Origin of the sequence: Vibrio penaeicida (genome assembly GCF_030689305.1) — a bacterium.
GTDB classification, from domain to species: Bacteria; Pseudomonadota; Gammaproteobacteria; order Enterobacterales; family Vibrionaceae; genus Vibrio; species Vibrio penaeicida_B.
Window position 1 is genome coordinate 102,451 of the sequence record NZ_JAUYVM010000017.1, and the last position, 18,057, is coordinate 120,507.

15 protein-coding genes are annotated in these 18,057 nt (G+C 44.3%); 11 read left to right on the forward strand and 4 right to left on the reverse strand.

The window, feature by feature from the left end; all coding sequences use genetic code 11:
* The 8 genes from Q8W40_RS22265 to Q8W40_RS22300 all read left to right on the forward strand — a co-directional run bounded on the left by Q8W40_RS22265 (window position 1) and on the right by Q8W40_RS22300 (window position 8,122).
* A complete protein-coding gene (locus Q8W40_RS22265) occupies window positions 1-1,224 on the forward strand; it encodes a YcaO-like family protein (RefSeq protein ID WP_305400335.1) in 1,224 nt (407 codons plus the stop codon).
* On the forward strand, window positions 1,221-2,315 hold the full coding sequence (locus Q8W40_RS22270; protein WP_305400337.1) for a TfuA-like protein: 1,095 nt from the start codon (window positions 1,221-1,223) through the stop codon (window positions 2,313-2,315). The genes Q8W40_RS22265 and Q8W40_RS22270 overlap by 4 nt, the downstream gene beginning before the upstream one ends.
* A 187-nt stretch (window positions 2,316-2,502) precedes the next feature.
* Complete coding sequence (locus Q8W40_RS22275) at window positions 2,503-2,802, forward strand: hypothetical protein (protein ID WP_305400338.1); 300 nt, start codon at window positions 2,503-2,505, stop codon at window positions 2,800-2,802.
* A 63-nt stretch (window positions 2,803-2,865) separates the two neighbouring features.
* Window positions 2,866-3,198 carry a protease inhibitor I42 family protein gene (locus Q8W40_RS22280; RefSeq protein WP_305400340.1) on the forward strand — a complete coding sequence of 111 codons (333 nt, stop codon included), beginning with the start codon at window positions 2,866-2,868 and terminating at the stop codon, window positions 3,196-3,198.
* A 155-nt stretch (window positions 3,199-3,353) separates the two neighbouring features.
* Window positions 3,354-4,511, forward strand: coding sequence for a linear amide C-N hydrolase (locus Q8W40_RS22285; RefSeq protein ID WP_305400341.1), 1,158 nt, complete (start codon window positions 3,354-3,356; stop codon window positions 4,509-4,511).
* A gap of 540 nt (window positions 4,512-5,051) precedes the next feature.
* Window positions 5,052-5,960: a glycosyltransferase gene (locus tag Q8W40_RS22290; protein WP_305400342.1), complete on the forward strand. Its 909-nt coding sequence runs from the start codon at window positions 5,052-5,054 to the stop codon at window positions 5,958-5,960.
* 151 nt (window positions 5,961-6,111) lie between these two features.
* Complete coding sequence (locus Q8W40_RS22295) at window positions 6,112-6,819, forward strand: acyltransferase (protein ID WP_305400343.1); 708 nt, start codon at window positions 6,112-6,114, stop codon at window positions 6,817-6,819.
* Entirely contained in the window at window positions 6,782-8,122 is a 1,341-nt protein-coding gene (locus Q8W40_RS22300; protein WP_305400344.1) for an MATE family efflux transporter, read from the forward strand. The genes Q8W40_RS22295 and Q8W40_RS22300 overlap by 38 nt, the downstream gene beginning before the upstream one ends.
* Before the next feature lie 192 nt (window positions 8,123-8,314).
* On the opposite strand, the gene Q8W40_RS22305 is transcribed toward Q8W40_RS22300, so the two are convergent.
* Window positions 8,315-9,166, reverse strand: coding sequence for an AraC family transcriptional regulator (locus Q8W40_RS22305; RefSeq protein ID WP_104400255.1), 852 nt, complete (start codon window positions 9,164-9,166; stop codon window positions 8,315-8,317).
* A gap of 142 nt (window positions 9,167-9,308) precedes the next feature.
* Here Q8W40_RS22305 and grxC point away from each other — a divergent pair, with 142 nt between their 5' ends.
* Both grxC and Q8W40_RS22315 read left to right on the forward strand, forming a co-directional pair.
* Window positions 9,309-9,587, forward strand: coding sequence for a glutaredoxin 3 (gene grxC / locus Q8W40_RS22310; protein ID WP_022561263.1), 279 nt, complete (start codon window positions 9,309-9,311; stop codon window positions 9,585-9,587).
* A 27-nt stretch (window positions 9,588-9,614) separates the two neighbouring features.
* Window positions 9,615-10,100: a YkgB family protein gene (locus Q8W40_RS22315; protein ID WP_305400345.1), complete on the forward strand. Its 486-nt coding sequence runs from the start codon at window positions 9,615-9,617 to the stop codon at window positions 10,098-10,100.
* Between the two features lie 336 nt (window positions 10,101-10,436).
* On the opposite strand, the gene Q8W40_RS22320 is transcribed toward Q8W40_RS22315, so the two are convergent.
* From Q8W40_RS22320 to typA, 3 genes are all read right to left on the reverse strand, one after another.
* A complete protein-coding gene (locus tag Q8W40_RS22320) occupies window positions 10,437-11,648 on the reverse strand; it encodes a M20/M25/M40 family metallo-hydrolase (protein ID WP_126608755.1) in 1,212 nt (403 codons plus the stop codon).
* A gap of 330 nt (window positions 11,649-11,978) precedes the next feature.
* Window positions 11,979-13,889: a M4 family metallopeptidase gene (locus Q8W40_RS22325; protein WP_305400348.1), complete on the reverse strand. Its 1,911-nt coding sequence runs from the start codon at window positions 13,887-13,889 to the stop codon at window positions 11,979-11,981.
* Between the two features lie 379 nt (window positions 13,890-14,268).
* Complete coding sequence (gene typA, locus Q8W40_RS22330) at window positions 14,269-16,098, reverse strand: translational GTPase TypA (protein WP_305400349.1); 1,830 nt, start codon at window positions 16,096-16,098, stop codon at window positions 14,269-14,271.
* A gap of 513 nt (window positions 16,099-16,611) precedes the next feature.
* Here typA and glnA point away from each other — a divergent pair.
* Window positions 16,612-18,021: a glutamate--ammonia ligase gene (glnA, locus tag Q8W40_RS22335; protein WP_305400351.1), complete on the forward strand. Its 1,410-nt coding sequence runs from the start codon at window positions 16,612-16,614 to the stop codon at window positions 18,019-18,021.
* Window positions 18,022-18,057: the final 36 nt, after the last annotated feature.

The window sequence follows — 18,057 nt, forward strand, 5'->3', positions numbered from 1 at the left end:
ATGAAAACATATCGGATTGGCACCCACCGTACCGTCAGTCCCGAGCAAACATTGGAGCGGATTCGTCCGCTCTTTTCTGCTATGGGCATTACCCGACTTGCGAATGTCACCGGGCTGGATGACATCGGTATTCCTGTTGTCACCGCTTGTCGACCCAATGCAAAAGCCGTCGCCGTATCTCAAGGCAAAGGCGTTTCACTAGCAGCCGCAAAAGCGTCTGCAGCGATGGAAGCGATAGAGACTTACCACGCTGAAAACATAAATCTTCCCGTTCATTTTACCAGCTATAACGAATTGGCTAAGAACAATGAAGTGGTGGACATCCGCACTCTACCCAAAATGGACGTGAGTTCGTTTAGCCCAGATTCTAGGCGGGTTTGGATTCAAGGTAGACAGATTCAATCAAAGCGAGCTCAATTTGTGCCCTACGATCTGGTGCACTGCGATTTTACTCTCCCATTACCGCAAGGAAGTGGCTGTTTTCAGCTCAGTACTAATGGGCTGGCATCTGGAAATACCATTGAAGAAGCCACCTGCCACGCGCTTTGTGAAGTGATTGAGCGTGATGCCCTCGCCTTATGGTCTCTGTTACCCAAAACGCATCAAGCAAAGAAGAAAGTCGATACCTCGACCATTAATGACCCAACCATTCGAGCGCTTTTAGAGCAAGTCGATCAAGCAGGTGTCATGATCGGTGTTTGGGACGTGACGTCCAACATTGGCACACCCACCTTCTTTTGTATGATCATCAACGAACATGAAAATCAGTATCGTCCCCTTTACGCCATATCAGGCTCAGGAACACACCCTGACAAACACGTCGCCATCATGCGAGCCATAACCGAAGCCATTCAATCTCGTTTAACCCTAATTTCAGGGTCACGCGATGACATCAGCTTGAACAAATACGAGTCTCGACAACAACTCGAAAAACAGCGCTATATTCGCGACGAAATAATGAGTGCGCCTTCATATATCAACTTTGACACCATTGATAGCTGGGACAACGATACGCTCGAAGAGGATTTGGTTTTACTCTGTGCTCAGTTGGAGCAACAAGCCCTCCCTAATCCCATTACTGTCGAACTCACCAAACCAGAATTTGAAATCCCAGTGGTTCGCGTTATTGCCCCCGGTCTTGAAGGGCTGCACGAGGTACCAGGGTATGTATTTGGTCTGCGGGGGCAACGCGTTATGCAAGAATTCAAAGGGCAAACACCATGAGCATCATTGTATTTGCAGGACCTTCCATCTCTATAGATGACATCAAACATCACCTTCCAGATGCCGATATTAGACCGCCAGCAAAACAAGGGGATATTTATATCGCCGTTCAGGAAGAACCTAAGATTATCGCTTTGATCGATGGTTTTTTTGAGCGTGTACCTGCGGTGTGGCACAAAGAAATTTTATATGCGATGTCTCGAGGTATTCACGTTTATGGCAGCTCAAGTATGGGAGCATTAAGGGCAGCAGAATTGGATTCTTTCGGCATGATAGGTGTCGGTGAAATCTATCAGCAGTTTACTTCCGGTCAGCTAGAAGACGACGATGAAGTCGCGCTCATCCACGCACCGGCTCATTTGGGGTATCAACCAATATCCAGAGCCATGGTCGACTTACGACAAGATTTACAACGCGCCCATAAGCACGATTTGCTCTCACAAGAGCACGCTCAAGCGATCGAAAAGCAACTGAAATCGCTCTGGTACCCCCATCGAACACCAGAGGCACTTTACCAATTTGCTCAACCTCTACTCACTGAAAAACAACTCGAAGCTCTCAAGCACTTTTTAGGAAATAACGTTATTTCGCTGAAACAGCAAGATGCGCTCAGTCTCGTTAAAAAGCTGGAAGCCATAGACACAACGACACTTCCAGCCAAGCAGGTTGAATACACATTTAATGAAAACGATGCATGGCAAACCCTGATCAACGATGTGGAAAATGAGCAACAAGCCAAAGCGGCAATTCAGTTTGATGTTCAAGCGCACCTAGAAAAGGAGGTGGAAACAGGCTGTAAACTAAAAGCCGCCGCACTAGCACAAGCCAAACAATTTGGGCTTAGTAGCCAACCATGGATTCAACCCGCATTTAAAAAAATAGCCACCGAATGGCAATGTATTGATGAGCAAGGAGCACCCAACTTTGAACAAGTTAGTCGAATTCTTCACTCGTTAGGAACAACGGTAACCCAATTCAACCAATGGGTGGAAAGAGAAGCTCTTTTGCTGGCGTATTGCGAGTATATAGGGTTCAGCGACGAAGTATTGGTAGACCATAGCTTCAGGCAATTTAAGCCACTTCAAAACTGACGCTAATACTAAAAAGGTTGATACACCCTAAGTCATCAACCTTTCAAGTTATCACCTCTACACCATTGCTATAAGGCAAGCAAATCAGTCATGAGCCTGTGTAATACCGTGTAATCGCCATTTACTGCCCAGTAGATAAACTGGCTTTGACTACGTCAGTCATGGTGATTATAAAAAGGAGATACACATGTCATTCGAAGATACTCTTGTAGGTGGCTACGGCCCTCTTATTTTGGCGCAAGATTTTGATGAGCAAACAATCAATGCTGCCGAAGCTTTGCATTCCATCTTAGGTGTTGAATACACCCCACTTGCGGTACAAGTGCAAGTGGTCGCGGGGTTAAACTATGCTTTCTTCTGTAAGGCTCAGCCAGTCTACCCAGAAGCAGAGGCATTTTTAGCACGAGCAACTGTCTTTGCATCCCTTCCTGATTCAGAAGGAAAAATACATTACTCCATTACCCAAATTGAGCGTATTGCACCTTAATTTGAGCGCTGGCACTGATAGCAGTGCCAGCTCTATTATCTTAACTGGATCTAGGGGAAAGAAATGGTTATTGAGAAAAACGAAACACTGCTCGTTGCCGATGCGGTCAACACAGTCGATTTAGGTCAGTCCGCTAGATTTATTGTCGAGACCAATCCTTCTACGGGATACTACTGGTCAGTAATACCTGACAATTCTGGTACTTATGAGTTAGTCGAGATACTAAACTTAGAGACTAGGATTGGCTTGCTGGGCACCCCCGGAAAAGCAATTTATGAATTTAAAACACTTCGCGAAGGCACTGGAGCCATACTCTTTCAACACTGCCCTCCAGGTAGCCAAGAACCAGAAGAAATTCGTGAAGTAAGGATCAACATAGTCAGCAATCCTCAATAACTTTCACCCAGAACTAAGAGTAGGCATATACCTTGTCTGCTCTTTGAGTTCTTGCTTCAACCAACCTTCGTGTAACCCCGTGTAATCGCCATTTTCTCTTACCTTTTCTAAAGTGAGTAGAGAACTTTTCACTTAGGCAAACACAGGAAACCGTCATGTGCACACGGATCAGCCATATCACCGAAAATGGGGTATTTTCTGGCAGAACACTGGATTGGTATGAGTCTCTAAAGCCTGACCTATGGGTGTTTCCTAATGAACTGAAAAGAAACAATTCCTGCCCTAACCACACGTGGGGTTGGACATCGAAGTATCGTTCGGCTGTGACTTCTGCCTATGTTGGTGAAATAGATTCTGTCCTTATGGGAACAGTAAATGATGGCATTAATGAAAAAGGGTTAGTCGCTAATTTGCTTTGGTTTACCGACGCTCAATACCCAACACTTGAAACCCAACCTATAAACAAAAAGCCAATTTGCGTGAGCATTTGGGCTCAGTTCATTTTGGATATCTGTGATTCGGTTGAAAGTGCCATTGAAGCGATGCAGCACATTTATGTTCAGGGTGGCGTGTTGCCCTCTTCCAACAAAGAAGCTCTATGCCACCTAGCTGTTGCAGACAAAGGCGGTAAAGTGGCCATTTTTGAGTATATAGACGGCAAACTGCATATCAGTTCTAATGCCGTTCCTGACGGTGATATTCCAAATTTTCACTACTACGATACTCGCGAAATTTGTGTGATGACGAATGAGCCCGATTTTTCAAAGCAAATTGAAATCAACAGCTATTGGCGACTCACCAATGAATACAAATCTGTGCAAAAGTGGCCGATAAATCTACCGGGTACAAGCAACTCAATCGATCGGTTTGTTAGAGCGTCCTACTACACTCGCCATTTACAGCGAGACTGCGACAATGACACCGCAATTGCTGGGGTTGCTAGCGTAATGCACAACGTATCTCGACCAATTGGTCTTAATACAGACTCAACGTCAGATAAACCAAACGAGAGCAGGACTTGGTTCATCAATATGGCAAACCAAATCTCCAACACTTATTTTTATCAGTCGATTTATAGCCCCTATATGATTTGGCTAGATTTAAACGACATCGAATTTGCTGAAAGTGGGAAGGATGAATTGGCATTGAAACTGCCATTAGATGATGCTGGAGTAGCAAAAGATGAAACCGGTTTCCTTCATGGCAACGTGACTCAACGTTTGAATGAAAGTGCACCTGAAAAAGTGTTCTCATTTTTCCCAAGTAAAGTTACTCAGAAAAGTATGCCCGAAACCACTTATGAGGTTGTTTAGTGCTTCAATGTGACAAGGCTGCTATTTATTTTCCAAGTATCTTAATATGAAAAATATGATAGTAGATAATAGGTATGTTGAATTTTATTAATATTAAGAAAATAACATCTCTACTAAAAACAGCATCATACACAGCCTATAATCCGCTCAAAAAAATAACCTCCTCGCCTTTACTGAAAATAAAATCTCATCAAAAAACAACACCAAAAATATAAATACACCTCACAAACCCATCATTATTTAAATTAAATGGAAATCTATAAAATAAATATTGAGTATTTTCCAACCCGATATAATGATTTATATCATTAAAATAATATAAATTATTGATTATAAATTTCTTTTTTGTGTAAAAAATCCATAATTACATTAATTTTTTGGAATAAAAATCACCTTATTCAAGTGATTGTTTTTCAAACAAAAAAATAGCAATTAAGTTGCTTTCAATGAAAAAACATTAAATATGAGACCTTGCACATATTTTATTGTAACGATATAAACACGTTATCAAACAGAACGTTAAATATTGAAGGGAATAAAATGAAAAAGATCAGCGTGGTTATCCCGACTTATAATCGAGAAGATTTATTGGCTTATACACTTGACTCATTAGTTTCACAAACACTAGATAAAGATCAATTTGAAGTCATTGTTGTTAATGATGGTGGCCAAGATAATACCGAGAGCGTTATTGAGAAATATAAATCAGAATTGGATTTACAATATTTTTGGCAACCCGATAAAGGTTTCCGAGCCGGTAAAGCACGTAATGTTGGCACTATGATTGCCGATGGAAAATACATTATTTATATCGATACGGGCGTATTACTTTCAAGCATCACGCTAGAAGAACACTTAAAAGCCCATGAAAAGGCAGATACACCCATTACTATTGTCGGCTACGTGTATGGCTTTGACGTAGGTGCCGAAGAACTTGAAGCACTTGAACCCCACCTCAATAGCAAAGATGTAGATAAAACGCTGATGCATCTAAAGAAAAATGGTGCTTACGATATTCGCCACGACCAATACAAGATTATGGGTGAAGACTTGAGTAAATGGCCAGCACCGTTCGATCTATTTTGGACCTGTCATGTGTCTGCAGAAAGAGATGAGTTACTAAAAGCAGGCTTGTTTGATGAGTCATTCAACACTTGGGGTGGAGAAGATGTCGACTTAGGTATCCGTTTATTCCTCAATAAAAATAAATATGTGATGAATAAGGCAATCTGCTCATTGCATTGGCCACACCCTAAAGAAGTCGCAGACAGCGATGAACATTCCAACAACGCAGCACAACGTATTCACGAGAAATACAACATCTGGCAGACCAGCTTCTACAACATTGATCACCGCGAAGGTGGTGTCCCACTCAATCGCATCATTAAGTTGCATCGTCCACAAGAAAGCCCAGCCTTCAAAGCATTCCAATTTATGGACGTTGGTTAATTTCAACGACCACCGAATCAAATTCAATTTCTAGGTGCTTGCTCACGTAATGAACAAACAAGCAATGGCACCTAATGCCCAATTCTATTTCACATTCGTTAACGATTTTCCAATCCGCTAGGGTCTGTCGTTACTATCAAAGAGAAGATACATGACCACCTTTTATGAAAACCTTTACCCTATGGATCAAGATTCCGCGACACCACAGGTTCTACCCCAATATCAGCCGCACCTCACCATAGGAAAAACGAGCTCACTGGTCGGCCAACCACACGTAGGGTTCACCTTCGTTCGCGATGAAAGTTATGGCGCATTACCTCAAGAAACTGGGTTGATCAACAGTGATGATTTTATTGGTCGCATCTCGATTGGCGAGCACAACCTTATCTACTCGCAAAATGATATTGCCTTTGAAAATACCCCTGTCCGCTTAACACTGGTCAAAGCCAACCACCGTCCGGCAGGAAAAATAGAGATTGGCAACCATGTGATCATGCAGGGAACCAATATCGTCAGTTACGAAAAAGTGACCATTGAAGACCATGTCAGCTTTGGCCCGCGCGTCACCATAATGGATTGCAGTGGTCACCCAGTGACAGGCAGAGGTGAAGCGGATGAAGTAGAACGCACTCGCACAGCCCCGGTAATCATTCGCTCTGGCGCATGGATTGGCGTAGGTGCCACCATTTTGAAGGGCGTGACCATTGGCCGCAATGCTGTCATTGGTGCCAACAGTGTGGTGTACAAAGACATTCCAGATAACGCCATTGCCATCGGCAACCCAGCCGTAGTCGTGAAATACCTTGAACAAGGAAGCAACAATGAAGACGCAAAAGCACTGGCTGCTTGCACTGCTTAGCCTTGCGCTGCCTATCGCCTTTCAAACCGCGCTTTTTTCCAGTAAGAGCATGATTGATACAGTAATGCTCGGCAATCTCAACCCGCTGGATATGGCCGCAATGGGATTGGCAACCAAAGCACACATGGTGTTGAGCTTTTGCATTATTGGTGTCGCGATTGGCGGTGGGCAAGTTGCGGCGCAATGTTACGGTGATAAGGTCAACGACAAATTTGTTCGCGTTTGCTTAATTATGCTCGTGTTAGCCGTGATCATTGCACTTGGTTGTGCTGGATTCGTTTTAATGGGCAGTGATGCGATTATGGCTTTTGGTACCAGTGACAGCACCATCATTGAGCAAGGTAGCCTGTATCTGAAAATCATCGCGCCGACCTTTGTGTTATTCGCCATTACCCTCTCATTGGCAACGGTGCTGCGTACCATGTTTAAACCGATGACTGCGACAGTGGTCAGCTTGGTTGGTGTAGCACTTAACATTGCTCTCAACATCAGCTTCATTCCTAAATGGGGTATTGCTGGTGTCGCGATTGGTTCTTTGATCGCAGCCTGTGTTGAAACCTTACTCCTGATTGGATTTGTGATGTTCAAGCGCTGGTTCTCGCTCACACAAATCAAGCAGGTTTTGGCTTCCACTCATCTAAGCGATGCGGTAGTGGTTATTCAGCTTTCGGCTGTTGCCGCTCTTAACAGTGTTATCTGGTCGCTGGGTTTGTATGTTTTCCATTCATTGATTGGGAAACAAAGTAATGATTTACTCATCACGCTGGGCGCGTTAGCACCGATAGAATCCATTGCAGCAGCTCTCCTAATTGGCTTTGCAAGCGCCGCCTCCGTTGTTATTGGTAACCACTCAGGGCAAAAAGCGACCGATGAAATTCAATACTTACTACCGCGTTATCTGGGGCTGAGTTTAATCTCTGGTTTGATGCTCTCTTTGCTACTTTACGCATGTCAGCCGTTGGTACTTGATTTTATCGCGAGTGACAATTCAACGTTGCATGACACCGCTCAATTTGCTTATCAAGTATTGATAGCCGCAATGGCGCTAAAAGGCTTGTCGCTCATGTTTATGATCGGCATTTTACGTGCAGGTGGAGACGCAAAATACTGTCTGGGCGTGGATGTTTTCTGCCAGTGGATCGTTTTACTGCCTCTTACCTATTACTTCATCACGACAGGTATTGAACCAAAGCAAATCCTACTGTTAATGATCGTTGAAGAGGTCATAAAAATTGGCTTGTGTATTCAGCGTTTGATGTCAGGTCGCTGGGTTAAAGTGCATGCTGACAAAGTGCGAGCGTAGCGATGCTCAGTAGATACCCCAAGTGCATGCACGGGTAAACCCTGTTTATTCTGTATCCACAGAATAAACAGGGTCCACCGGATTTTCACATATTGGTAGGACCATTCAATTGATCTACCGATTAACATTTTAACTGAATCAGTATTAGAGCTTTGGCTCTTTTTTGTTATCTGTATATCAAGCAATATCGAGTTATTGCTGTGCTCTAAAGCGCTTGGGGGTTGTGCCTATATGCTTTTTAAACGTGAGCGTAAAAGCGCGCTCCGATTCATAGCCAACTTGCTCAGCTACATCATCAATCGACAACAACGATTCACGCAATAGCTCCTGCGCCCTTCCCATCCTGAGATTGGTTAAGTATTCAAACATCGGTTGTCCAACCAAGGCAGAAAAGCGGCTAGCAAACGCTGCGCGCGACATACCAATCTCGCCTGCAACCAACTCCAACGTCCAACTCTTGTCAGGATGGTCATGCAACAGTTGCAGAGCGCGAGAAATACGTTTGTCGTTCAGCGCTTCTAAAAACGGGCTTTTTTGCTCTCGCCCAAAGTTAATTCGGATCAGTTCGACCAAGATAATTTCGGTCAGCTTATTGACGATCAGCTCCGAGCCTGGTCCTTGAGATAGGTATTCTGAACTCAATTGGTCAAAAGTGCTTCGCAACCAAGGATATTGCGCTAAGTCTTTATCACGTACTATCGTCACCCGAGGAAAGATCTCCAGTATTGGCGTCGTCACTGTTCGCGTATAGCTAAAAGAACCACAAAGTAACAGCGTTGGTTCTTCTAGGTCTGGCTGGCCTCTGTCCGGAGATTGACTCGACAATACGTGGTCTTGTCCTGGACCTAAGAAGATCAAATCTCCCGCTTCCAATCGTTCCACTTGATCATCAATAATCGCCCAGCAACCACCGCGTCTAATCAAATGAAAACTGGCGTGCTCTAGGTCGTTAAAGGTTTTACTCCACGGCGCTTCCACCTGACTGCAAAAGTAGACGCTGCCGACGACACGAATAGTGCGCAGCATGTCGCTCATCACTTCCATATTTAGCCTCTCCCTTAACTAACCTGAACTCGGGATAAGAGGTTAGCTAGACGATCTGTGTATTAAATCAAGATTATCATGCATAGATAGTATTTACCGCAACAGCTAAATTAACCCTACAGACAACAAGCGGAGAGCCACCATGGCAAAAATCGAAATTTATACCAAACACTACTGCCCTCATTGCAAAGCCGCAAAGCACACTTTAAAGCGTTTAGGTTTAACGTATCGAGAAATTGAAGTCAGTGATAACCCAACGCGACTAAACGAGATGAAGAACCGTAGCCAACGCCGAACTGTTCCACAGATTTTTGTCGGTGATCACCATGTTGGCGGAAACGATGATTTAGTCGCCAGCATCAGAAGTGGCAATTTTGAACAGATATTAGAGCGCCAAGGCATCACACATAACGCCAAATAGATCAAAGAAATGATAAGGAACAAGACCATGACAACTTTCAATAACACCGTCAATCATCGAGTAGCAGGTACACAGTCACTGACCAGCATTTCTGACCAAGCGGTACGTTTTTCTATCATCATCGTCCTGGTATGGATTGGGGCAATGAAGTTTACTAGCTACGAAGCAAATGCAATCCAAGGTCTTGTGGCATCAAGCCCACTGACCAGTTGGTTATACAGTATCTTCAGCTTACAAGGTGCTTCTAACCTCATCGGTTTGGTTGAAGTGGCAACCGCGGTTGCTTTGTTGCTCGCGCCAGTACATCGCGTGTTTGCACTCGTCGGTGCTGCTAGTGCAACGGTTATCTTTGCCGTTACAACAAGCTTTCTGTTTACCGCGCCAATCGCCGAAGCAAGCTTAGGTGGCTTTCCAGCAATCTCTGTCGTACCGGGTCAATTCCTCTTAAAAGACATTGTATTGCTTGCGGCGGCGCTATCCTTACTGGCAAAAGTTCTACGACAAGAAGATTAATCACGGTCGTTAAACCGATGTAAGCAACCCAACACTAAAGAGAGATCCTGCTCTAATGCCGTTCACTTAGTTGAGCGGCATTATTTTTCTAGAAGAATTGATTTTCTAGGAGAATTGTATGTCTAGGAGATCAGCGAGTGTCTCAACTTGGTTTGTAACGATTAATGATGTCGAGAGCTTGGAAACGTGTATAAAAAAATCCGATAAACAAGGTTCATCGGATTTTTTACATACTGGTAGGATCATTCAATTGACCTGCCGATTAACATCTTAACTAACCGGCATTAGCCACTCGGCTTCCCTTTTGATGTAAGTGTTACTTACTCTAGGTAGAACTTAGTCCAAACGGATATGGCTGTTTAGTAGGTCATCACGCGTGATGCCTTTGCCATCGTTTAGGCTGTTGAAGTGGCGAAGCAATTCAGTCAAACCATGGATAGAAGCTAATAGGTCGCCAGTATGTGCTGATTCAGATGCTGTATGCATGTTACGAATAGGGTAACCTACCGTGATTGCTGCACTATCAACACCCGCCAATACTGCCGCCATGCCGTCAGTACCCATATCACGACCACTGAAGTCTAGCTGGTATGGGATGTCGTTGTCTTTACATACTTTCTCTAGTGATTGCACTAGGAACTCAGATACAACAGAACCACGACCAATGGTAAAGCCATTACCCATTTTCAGCGGGTTCATCTTTCTTGCGCCAATACCAGGTGCAGCTTCGTAATCGTGGTTTACGTCTGTCGCGATAAGCACGTCTGGTCTTAGTTCACCAACTACAGCAGTTGAACCGAAACGACCAATTTCTTCGTGCGTTGCAATCGTGTAAAGAACGCGAACGTTGTCCAAACCTTCTTTCGCCAATAGACGTGCGATTTCAGTTACAGAGAAACAACCCAAACCGTTATCTAGGTATGCACCATAGAACGTGTCTGAAGACACGCCGCGCTTGATGCGGCGATCAAGCAGGATTGGGTCACCTGGGCGTAGACCTAGTGCTTCAACTTGTGCTTTACGATCTTCACCGTGCGTGTGAAGTTCTAGGTAGATAGATTCCGGCTTGATGCCTTGATCGCCTGAACGTTGACCCGGCGTTGAGAAGTGGATAGCGCCCAAGGCTTCTACCGTACAGCCTTCGATTGTCTTGAACTCGCCTGCTTTTTCAGGGTTCTGACAGAAGACTTTCACTTCGTGACCAATCAGCGTGGTTGGTAAGAAAGAATCAGTGTTGATCCAAACTTTGCCATCGCTATCGATTTTACGTACTTGCATACGAATTTTGTCCGCGTGACCAACGATCATTACGCTGACCAAATCATCACGTCCAGGGTGTGAATCGAAGACTAATCCTGCATTGCCTTTGAATTGGTGAATACCCCAGTCTTTCGGCATGAAAGATTCAAATTCAGGCTTGATTACGCCGTAGCTCATCGCTGCTTCAAATCCAATTGGAGATGGAGCGTCTAAGATATCAGCCATAAATTCAAACTGGGAAGCTGGCATAGGTGCTTGCCATGCGTTGGTATTTTTATCGGAACTCATTGAAAACTCGTCGAAATGAAATAAGTGAAAACCGGATTTACTTGGCTTCCTGCCAAGCAGACTCAACTGAGAGTCGATTCGAACAGGTCGAAATTAACTCTTCAAGTTAAGAACTTTCCACTATCTTATCAAGTGTCGTTACGAATAATTACGATTCAACCAACAATATTTTGAATATATTGATTCAATTTGTTTCAAAAATGTAGCAAAAGTCTCTATCAGAACTCGGTATCTAATCTCAATGATGGATTTGTATTACTTTTAAACAGAAACCTAAAATAGCTAAAGGGAGCGTTGAAGCTCCCTTGTTAACGCTTTGGTCCTCTTATTCTATTGGCAAGCTCCTAACTCTCGCCAAACTCCCCATGTACCAGTTTGAGTAGGATCTTCACCTTGAGTCCACCATTTGGCTTCGTAGTTTTTACCTGCTTGGGAAACTTTGTCGCCCTTCAGGTAAATGGTGCCAGCATCCCACAACGGTGTTGTACAATTCCCGTTATCAACAATGGTTATGGACTGGCTCGATGAATTGGTTTGCCCAGTGGTATCAGTGACCGTTAGGGTGACCGTATAGCTACCCGCAGCATTGTAAGTATGCGCGGTATTAGGTTGAGTGGACATCGCCCCATCACCGAACGACCACTGGTGACCAACGATTCCTTTGTCATCGGATGAACGATCCGTGACCGTAACTTGCTTACCCGATACAGAGGCGTCAAAAGCCGCTAAAGGAGGACGATCTGTAGGAATATCCTTACACCCTTGCCCTGTCAGTGCACCAGCATTCACTCCCACTTTGTTAAAGGCGTAAACGATATCATCGACACAGTACCCTAAATCTACTGCCGCTTTCACAACACCCACGGCACCTTGGTCGTAGGTCGAGCGAGGTGTCCAATACATCTGGTTCGCTAACACAAATGCATCAAAGGCTTTGCGAATATCCCAACCTTGGGTATTAGCCAACAGATAAAATGAACGGTTATATACGCCAGAGCTGTAGTGCACATTCAGCCCCTGGCGGTAATCCTTGGCATGATCAATGGATTTACCATCACGTGATGGCGTATCCATGTAGCGCATGGAACCTGAGCCTTTGAATATCTGATCGCCAATTTTCCAGTTAAAGCTTCCCGTATGGTAATAAACAGCGGCAGCAGCAGAAATGTCAGAAAACGCTTCATTCATCCCGCCTGACTGGTTTTTATATTCAAGATTGGAATTTTGCTGAGTAAAACCATGGCTGACTTCGTGGGCGACCACATCGAGGCTGACTAATGGGTAAAAGCGCGTCGCCCCATCACCAAAGGTCATCTGGCGACCATCCCAAAATGCGTTTTCGTAACTGTTACCGTAATGAACGCGCAGCCTAAGCTTTTGGGTTAGCGGCGCCGTTTGATACCAGTCTTTATACATTTTGAACACCACTTGCCCAAAAGCATGGGCATCATTCAATGGTGAATAGGCGCCATTTACTTCACGACTGGTGTTCTCATAACAGTTAAAGGAGTGGATTGAACCGCCCGCTTGCTGTTGCTTCATATCCAGCGTTTCAACATTGGCAGAATCAAGGCTGCAAGTGCCATTTACCTCTTTCACGTCAAATGCAGGGTAATCCGTGCCAAAATGATAGCGCCCTGTTTTAGCGTTTCCCCCAGGTCCGGTTCCTTGTGCAAAAGCGATCGCATCCCATGTATCTAAAATGGCACCACTTTTCGCATCAATAAATGCATAAGGACGAGAAGGATCTTTCGCATAGACGACATAAGAGACTTGCCACGCTAAATGTGCCGTGTCTTTTTCGTCTAGCCATACCACCAAGTTCTTCTCAGGTTGGGACACCTTTATCAGGTCGTGATTCCAATGCTGAGCCAATATGGAAACACTTTCATTTTCTGATATTGATGGCATCACATCGGAAAGGTCTTGTTCAATCCCCGTGATCAAATCGCCTGAAAAGCTCTTTGCCGACCGAAGTGCACTCGCGGTAGAAACTAAGCTTTCACCATAAACAGGGATCCCTTTGTACATTTGCTGTAGCTTGGTTTTTGAGATGTCATTATTGAGTTTTACTGAAGCCGTTGTTTCAAACTGATGTTGCTCAACCAGCTCTGAAATGGAAATTAGTTGGCTTCTTTCCGCACCTTCATCCAAGTTGACTCGATTGGCTCCAATAGCCTGGGACGTTAACGCACTTGTGACTGAAAGGGCTAAAAATAGCCCAGTGGTGTTGAGTTTCATTCTACACTCCATTGATTTTTAATGTTAAAGGCACGTTGCTGACTAAACTTCCATGCCCAACGCATCTGCCTACTGCCCAAAGGCTATTAACACTTAGAAGGAGAATTTTGATTCAACAAATTTGACTGAGAGCTTTTTAGGAAATATGTGTCGATGATGTGAGGAATGTGAAAATGACAAAACCATCATTGATTATTGAGCATGAGGCGCATCCAATTTAGGACAAATTCCTAGCAAAGATATTGACTGAATAGATAATCAAAAATTTCGATATTTGAACGAGTTATATTGGTAAAGAGATCAAAAGATGTGATTTATAAATATAAAAAAGCCCTGCCAGCAAAACTGACAGGGCTTCATTATTTTTCAGCGTTACGAATTACTTCGCTGGACGTGCTGCGCGCTTACGTTCGTTTTCAGTAAGTAGCTTCTTACGGATACGAATGCTTTCTGGCGTGACTTCTACTAGTTCATCTTCATCAATAAACTCAAGTGCTTGCTCTAGCGTGTACTTGATTGGTGGAGACAGAACCTGTGCTTCATCTGTACCAGATGCACGAACGTTAGTTAGCTGCTTACCTTTCAAACAGTTTACTGTTAGGTCGTTCGAACGGTTATGAATACCGATGATTTGACCTTCGTAAACTTCGTCTGCGTGCTCTGCAAATAGGCGACCACGATCTTGTAGGTTGAACAGTGCGTAAGTCAGTGCCTTACCTGTTGCGTTCGAAACCAATACACCATTGTTACGCTGACCAATTACGCCACCTTTGTGAGGACCGTAGTGATCGAACGTATGGTAAAGAAGACCAGAACCAGACGTTAGCGTTAGGAATTCCGTTTGGAAACCAATCAAACCACGAGAAGGCATCATAAAGTCCATGCGTACACGGCCTTTACCATCTGGAGACATGTCTGTTAGCTCACCTTTACGTAAGCCGATGTTCTCCATGATGCCACCTTGGTGCTCTTCTAGCACGTCGATGGTTACCGTTTCATACGGTTCCATCAGCTGACCATCTTCTTCTTTGATGATAACTTCAGGGCGCGATACCGCTAGCTCGAAGCCTTCACGGCGCATGTTTTCGATTAGGATAGATAGGTGAAGCTCACCACGACCAGATACACGGAAACGATCTGGGTTATCCGTTTCTTCAACACGTAGTGCTACGTTGTGAACCAATTCTTTCTCTAGACGCTCAAGAATGTTACGAGACGTCACAAACTTACCTTCTTTACCCGCGAACGGAGAAGTGTTTACCTGGAACGTCATCGTTACAGTTGGCTCATCAACAGAAAGCGGCTTCATTGCTTCAACGTTGTTTTGATCACAGATAGTGTCTGAGATTTTCAGTTCACCAAGACCTGTAATTGCAATGATGTCACCAGCGTTTGCTTGTTCAACCTCATGGCGCTCTAGACCTAGGTAACCCAGTACAGTACCCACTTTACCGTTACGCTGCTTGCCATCGGAACTCACGATAGTGACTTGTTGGTTTGGCTTAACAGAACCACGAGTAACACGAGCAACACCAATAACACCTACGTATGAGCTGTAATCGAGTTGAGAGATTTGCATTTGAAGTGAACCGTCAACATCAACAGTAGGCGCTTCAACAGTATCTACAACTGCTTGGAACAGTGGTTCCATGTTTTCGCCTTCTACGCCTTCTTCTAGCGTAGCCCAGCCGTTAAGTGCTGATGCGTAAACCACTTGGAAGTCGAGCTGTTCGTCAGTCGCGCCTAGGTTGTCGAATAGGTCGAATACTTGATCCATAACCCAATCAGGACGAGCACCTGGGCGGTCAATCTTGTTGATAACAACAATCGGCTTAAGTCCGTGTGCAAACGCTTTTTGCGTTACGAAACGCGTTTGAGGCATTGGGCCGTCAACCGCATCCACGATAAGCAGAACAGAATCAACCATCGACATAATACGCTCAACTTCACCACCGAAATCGGCGTGTCCTGGGGTATCTACGATGTTGATGCGGTAGTCATTCCAGTTAATTGCTGTGTTTTTAGCAAGAATGGTAATGCCACGCTCTTTCTCGATGTCGTTCGAGTCCATGACTCGCTCTTCCGCTTCGCCGCGAGACTCAAGGGTGCCTGATTGTTGTAGCAATTTATCAACCAGAGTCGTTTTACCGTGGTCAACGTGCGCGATGATCGCGATATTTCTCAATTTATCAATCTGTGGGGTAGCCATGGATCTAGATTCACTTATAAAAGAAGCCGCCTCCCCCATCACATTTGTGTCATGACGAATAGCCGCTTACTTGATTTAAAAAACGGTCAATAATGTACCAGATTTTAGGAAAAATCCTAGGAATATGTGATCTCAAGCGGCGAAAAGTGGCGCTATTTGTAACATTTGAGTTAATTAAACCATTTTGATACCCGAAAACTTGATTTTCGAGGCGTAAAAAGTCGATTGACAAACATGCCAATTGATCGCTGAATAGGTCTGACTCTATCGTGCTAGTCAGCTCATTTTGATTGCACCATATTGGTGCAAATGCAGATCATCATGGTGCAACATGAAGCACCAAAATCGAAAATGAAGTTATAACTGCATGATATTTAAAGGATCTATTTTTTGGCACACTTTTAGCTTTCACAGAACTGTCATCGATTAATGCTATTAAATATTTATATTAATCAATGCCGGTTTAACTAAACTTGTGCACCAACGCTTTAATAACACTGGAGGTTATCCAAGATGTCAGTAGAAAACGTTCTATCGTTAATCCAAGAAAACGAAGTTAAGTTTGTTGACCTACGCTTTACCGACACTAAAGGTAAAGAACAGCACATTTCTATCCCTGCTCACCAAGTCGATGCAGACTTCTTCGAAGAAGGTAAAATGTTCGATGGTTCTTCTGTTGCTGGCTGGAAAGGCATCAACGAGTCAGACATGGTGATGATGCCGGATGCATCAAGCGCAGTTCTTGACCCATTCACTGAAGATGCAACGCTAAACGTACGTTGTGACATTCTAGAGCCTGCTACTATGCAAGGCTACGACCGTGACCCTCGCTCTATCGCTAAGCGCGCTGAAGAATACATGCGCTCATCTGGCGTAGCGGACACTGTTCTTGTTGGTCCTGAGCCAGAGTTCTTCCTATTTGACGACGTGAAATTCAACACTGACATGTCTGGTTCTTTCTTTAAGATTGACGACATCGAAGCAGCTTGGAACACAGGTTCTGAAATTGAAGGCGGTAACAAAGGTCACCGTCCAGGCGTTAAAGGTGGTTACTTCCCAGTAGCACCAGTTGATTCATCTCAAGATATCCGTTCTGCTATGTGTTTGATCATGGAAGAAATGGGTCTAGTTGTTGAAGCACACCACCATGAAGTTGCGACTGCTGGTCAAAACGAAATCGCTACACGTTTCAACACATTGACTGAAAAAGCGGATGAAATCCAAATTTACAAATACGTGGTACACAACGTTGCACACGCATTTGGTAAGACAGCGACATTCATGCCTAAGCCACTTGTTGGTGACAACGGTAGCGGCATGCACGTACACCAATCTCTAGCGAAAGACGGTGTTAACCTGTTCGCTGGCGACAAGTACGGTGGTCTATCTGAAATGGCGCTTCACTACATTGGCGGTATCATCAAGCACGCTCGTGCAATCAACGCATTTGCGAACGCTTCTACGAACTCATACAAGCGTCTTGTACCTGGCTTCGAAGCACCTGTAATGCTTGCATACTCTGCACGTAACCGTTCTGCTTCTATCCGTATCCCAGTGGTACCAAGCCCGAAAGCACGTCGTATCGAAGTACGTTTCCCAGATCCAACAGGAAACCCATACCTAGCGTTTGCTTGTATGCTTATGGCTGGTCTTGACGGTATTAAGAACAAGATCCACCCTGGTGAAGCAATGGATAAAGACCTTTACGACCTTCCAGCTGAAGAAGCGGCAGAGATCCCAACAGTAGCGGAATCTCTACAAGAAGCGCTTCAAGCACTAGACGAAGATCGTGAGTTCCTAACTGCAGGTGGCGTATTCTCTGATGACTTCATCGATTCTTACATCACATTGAAGTCTAAAGAAGTTGAGCAAATCAACATGACGACTCACCCACTTGAGTTTGAACTTTACTACTCAGTGTAAAATTGATGTAATTATTTACATAATTATTAGGCTCGC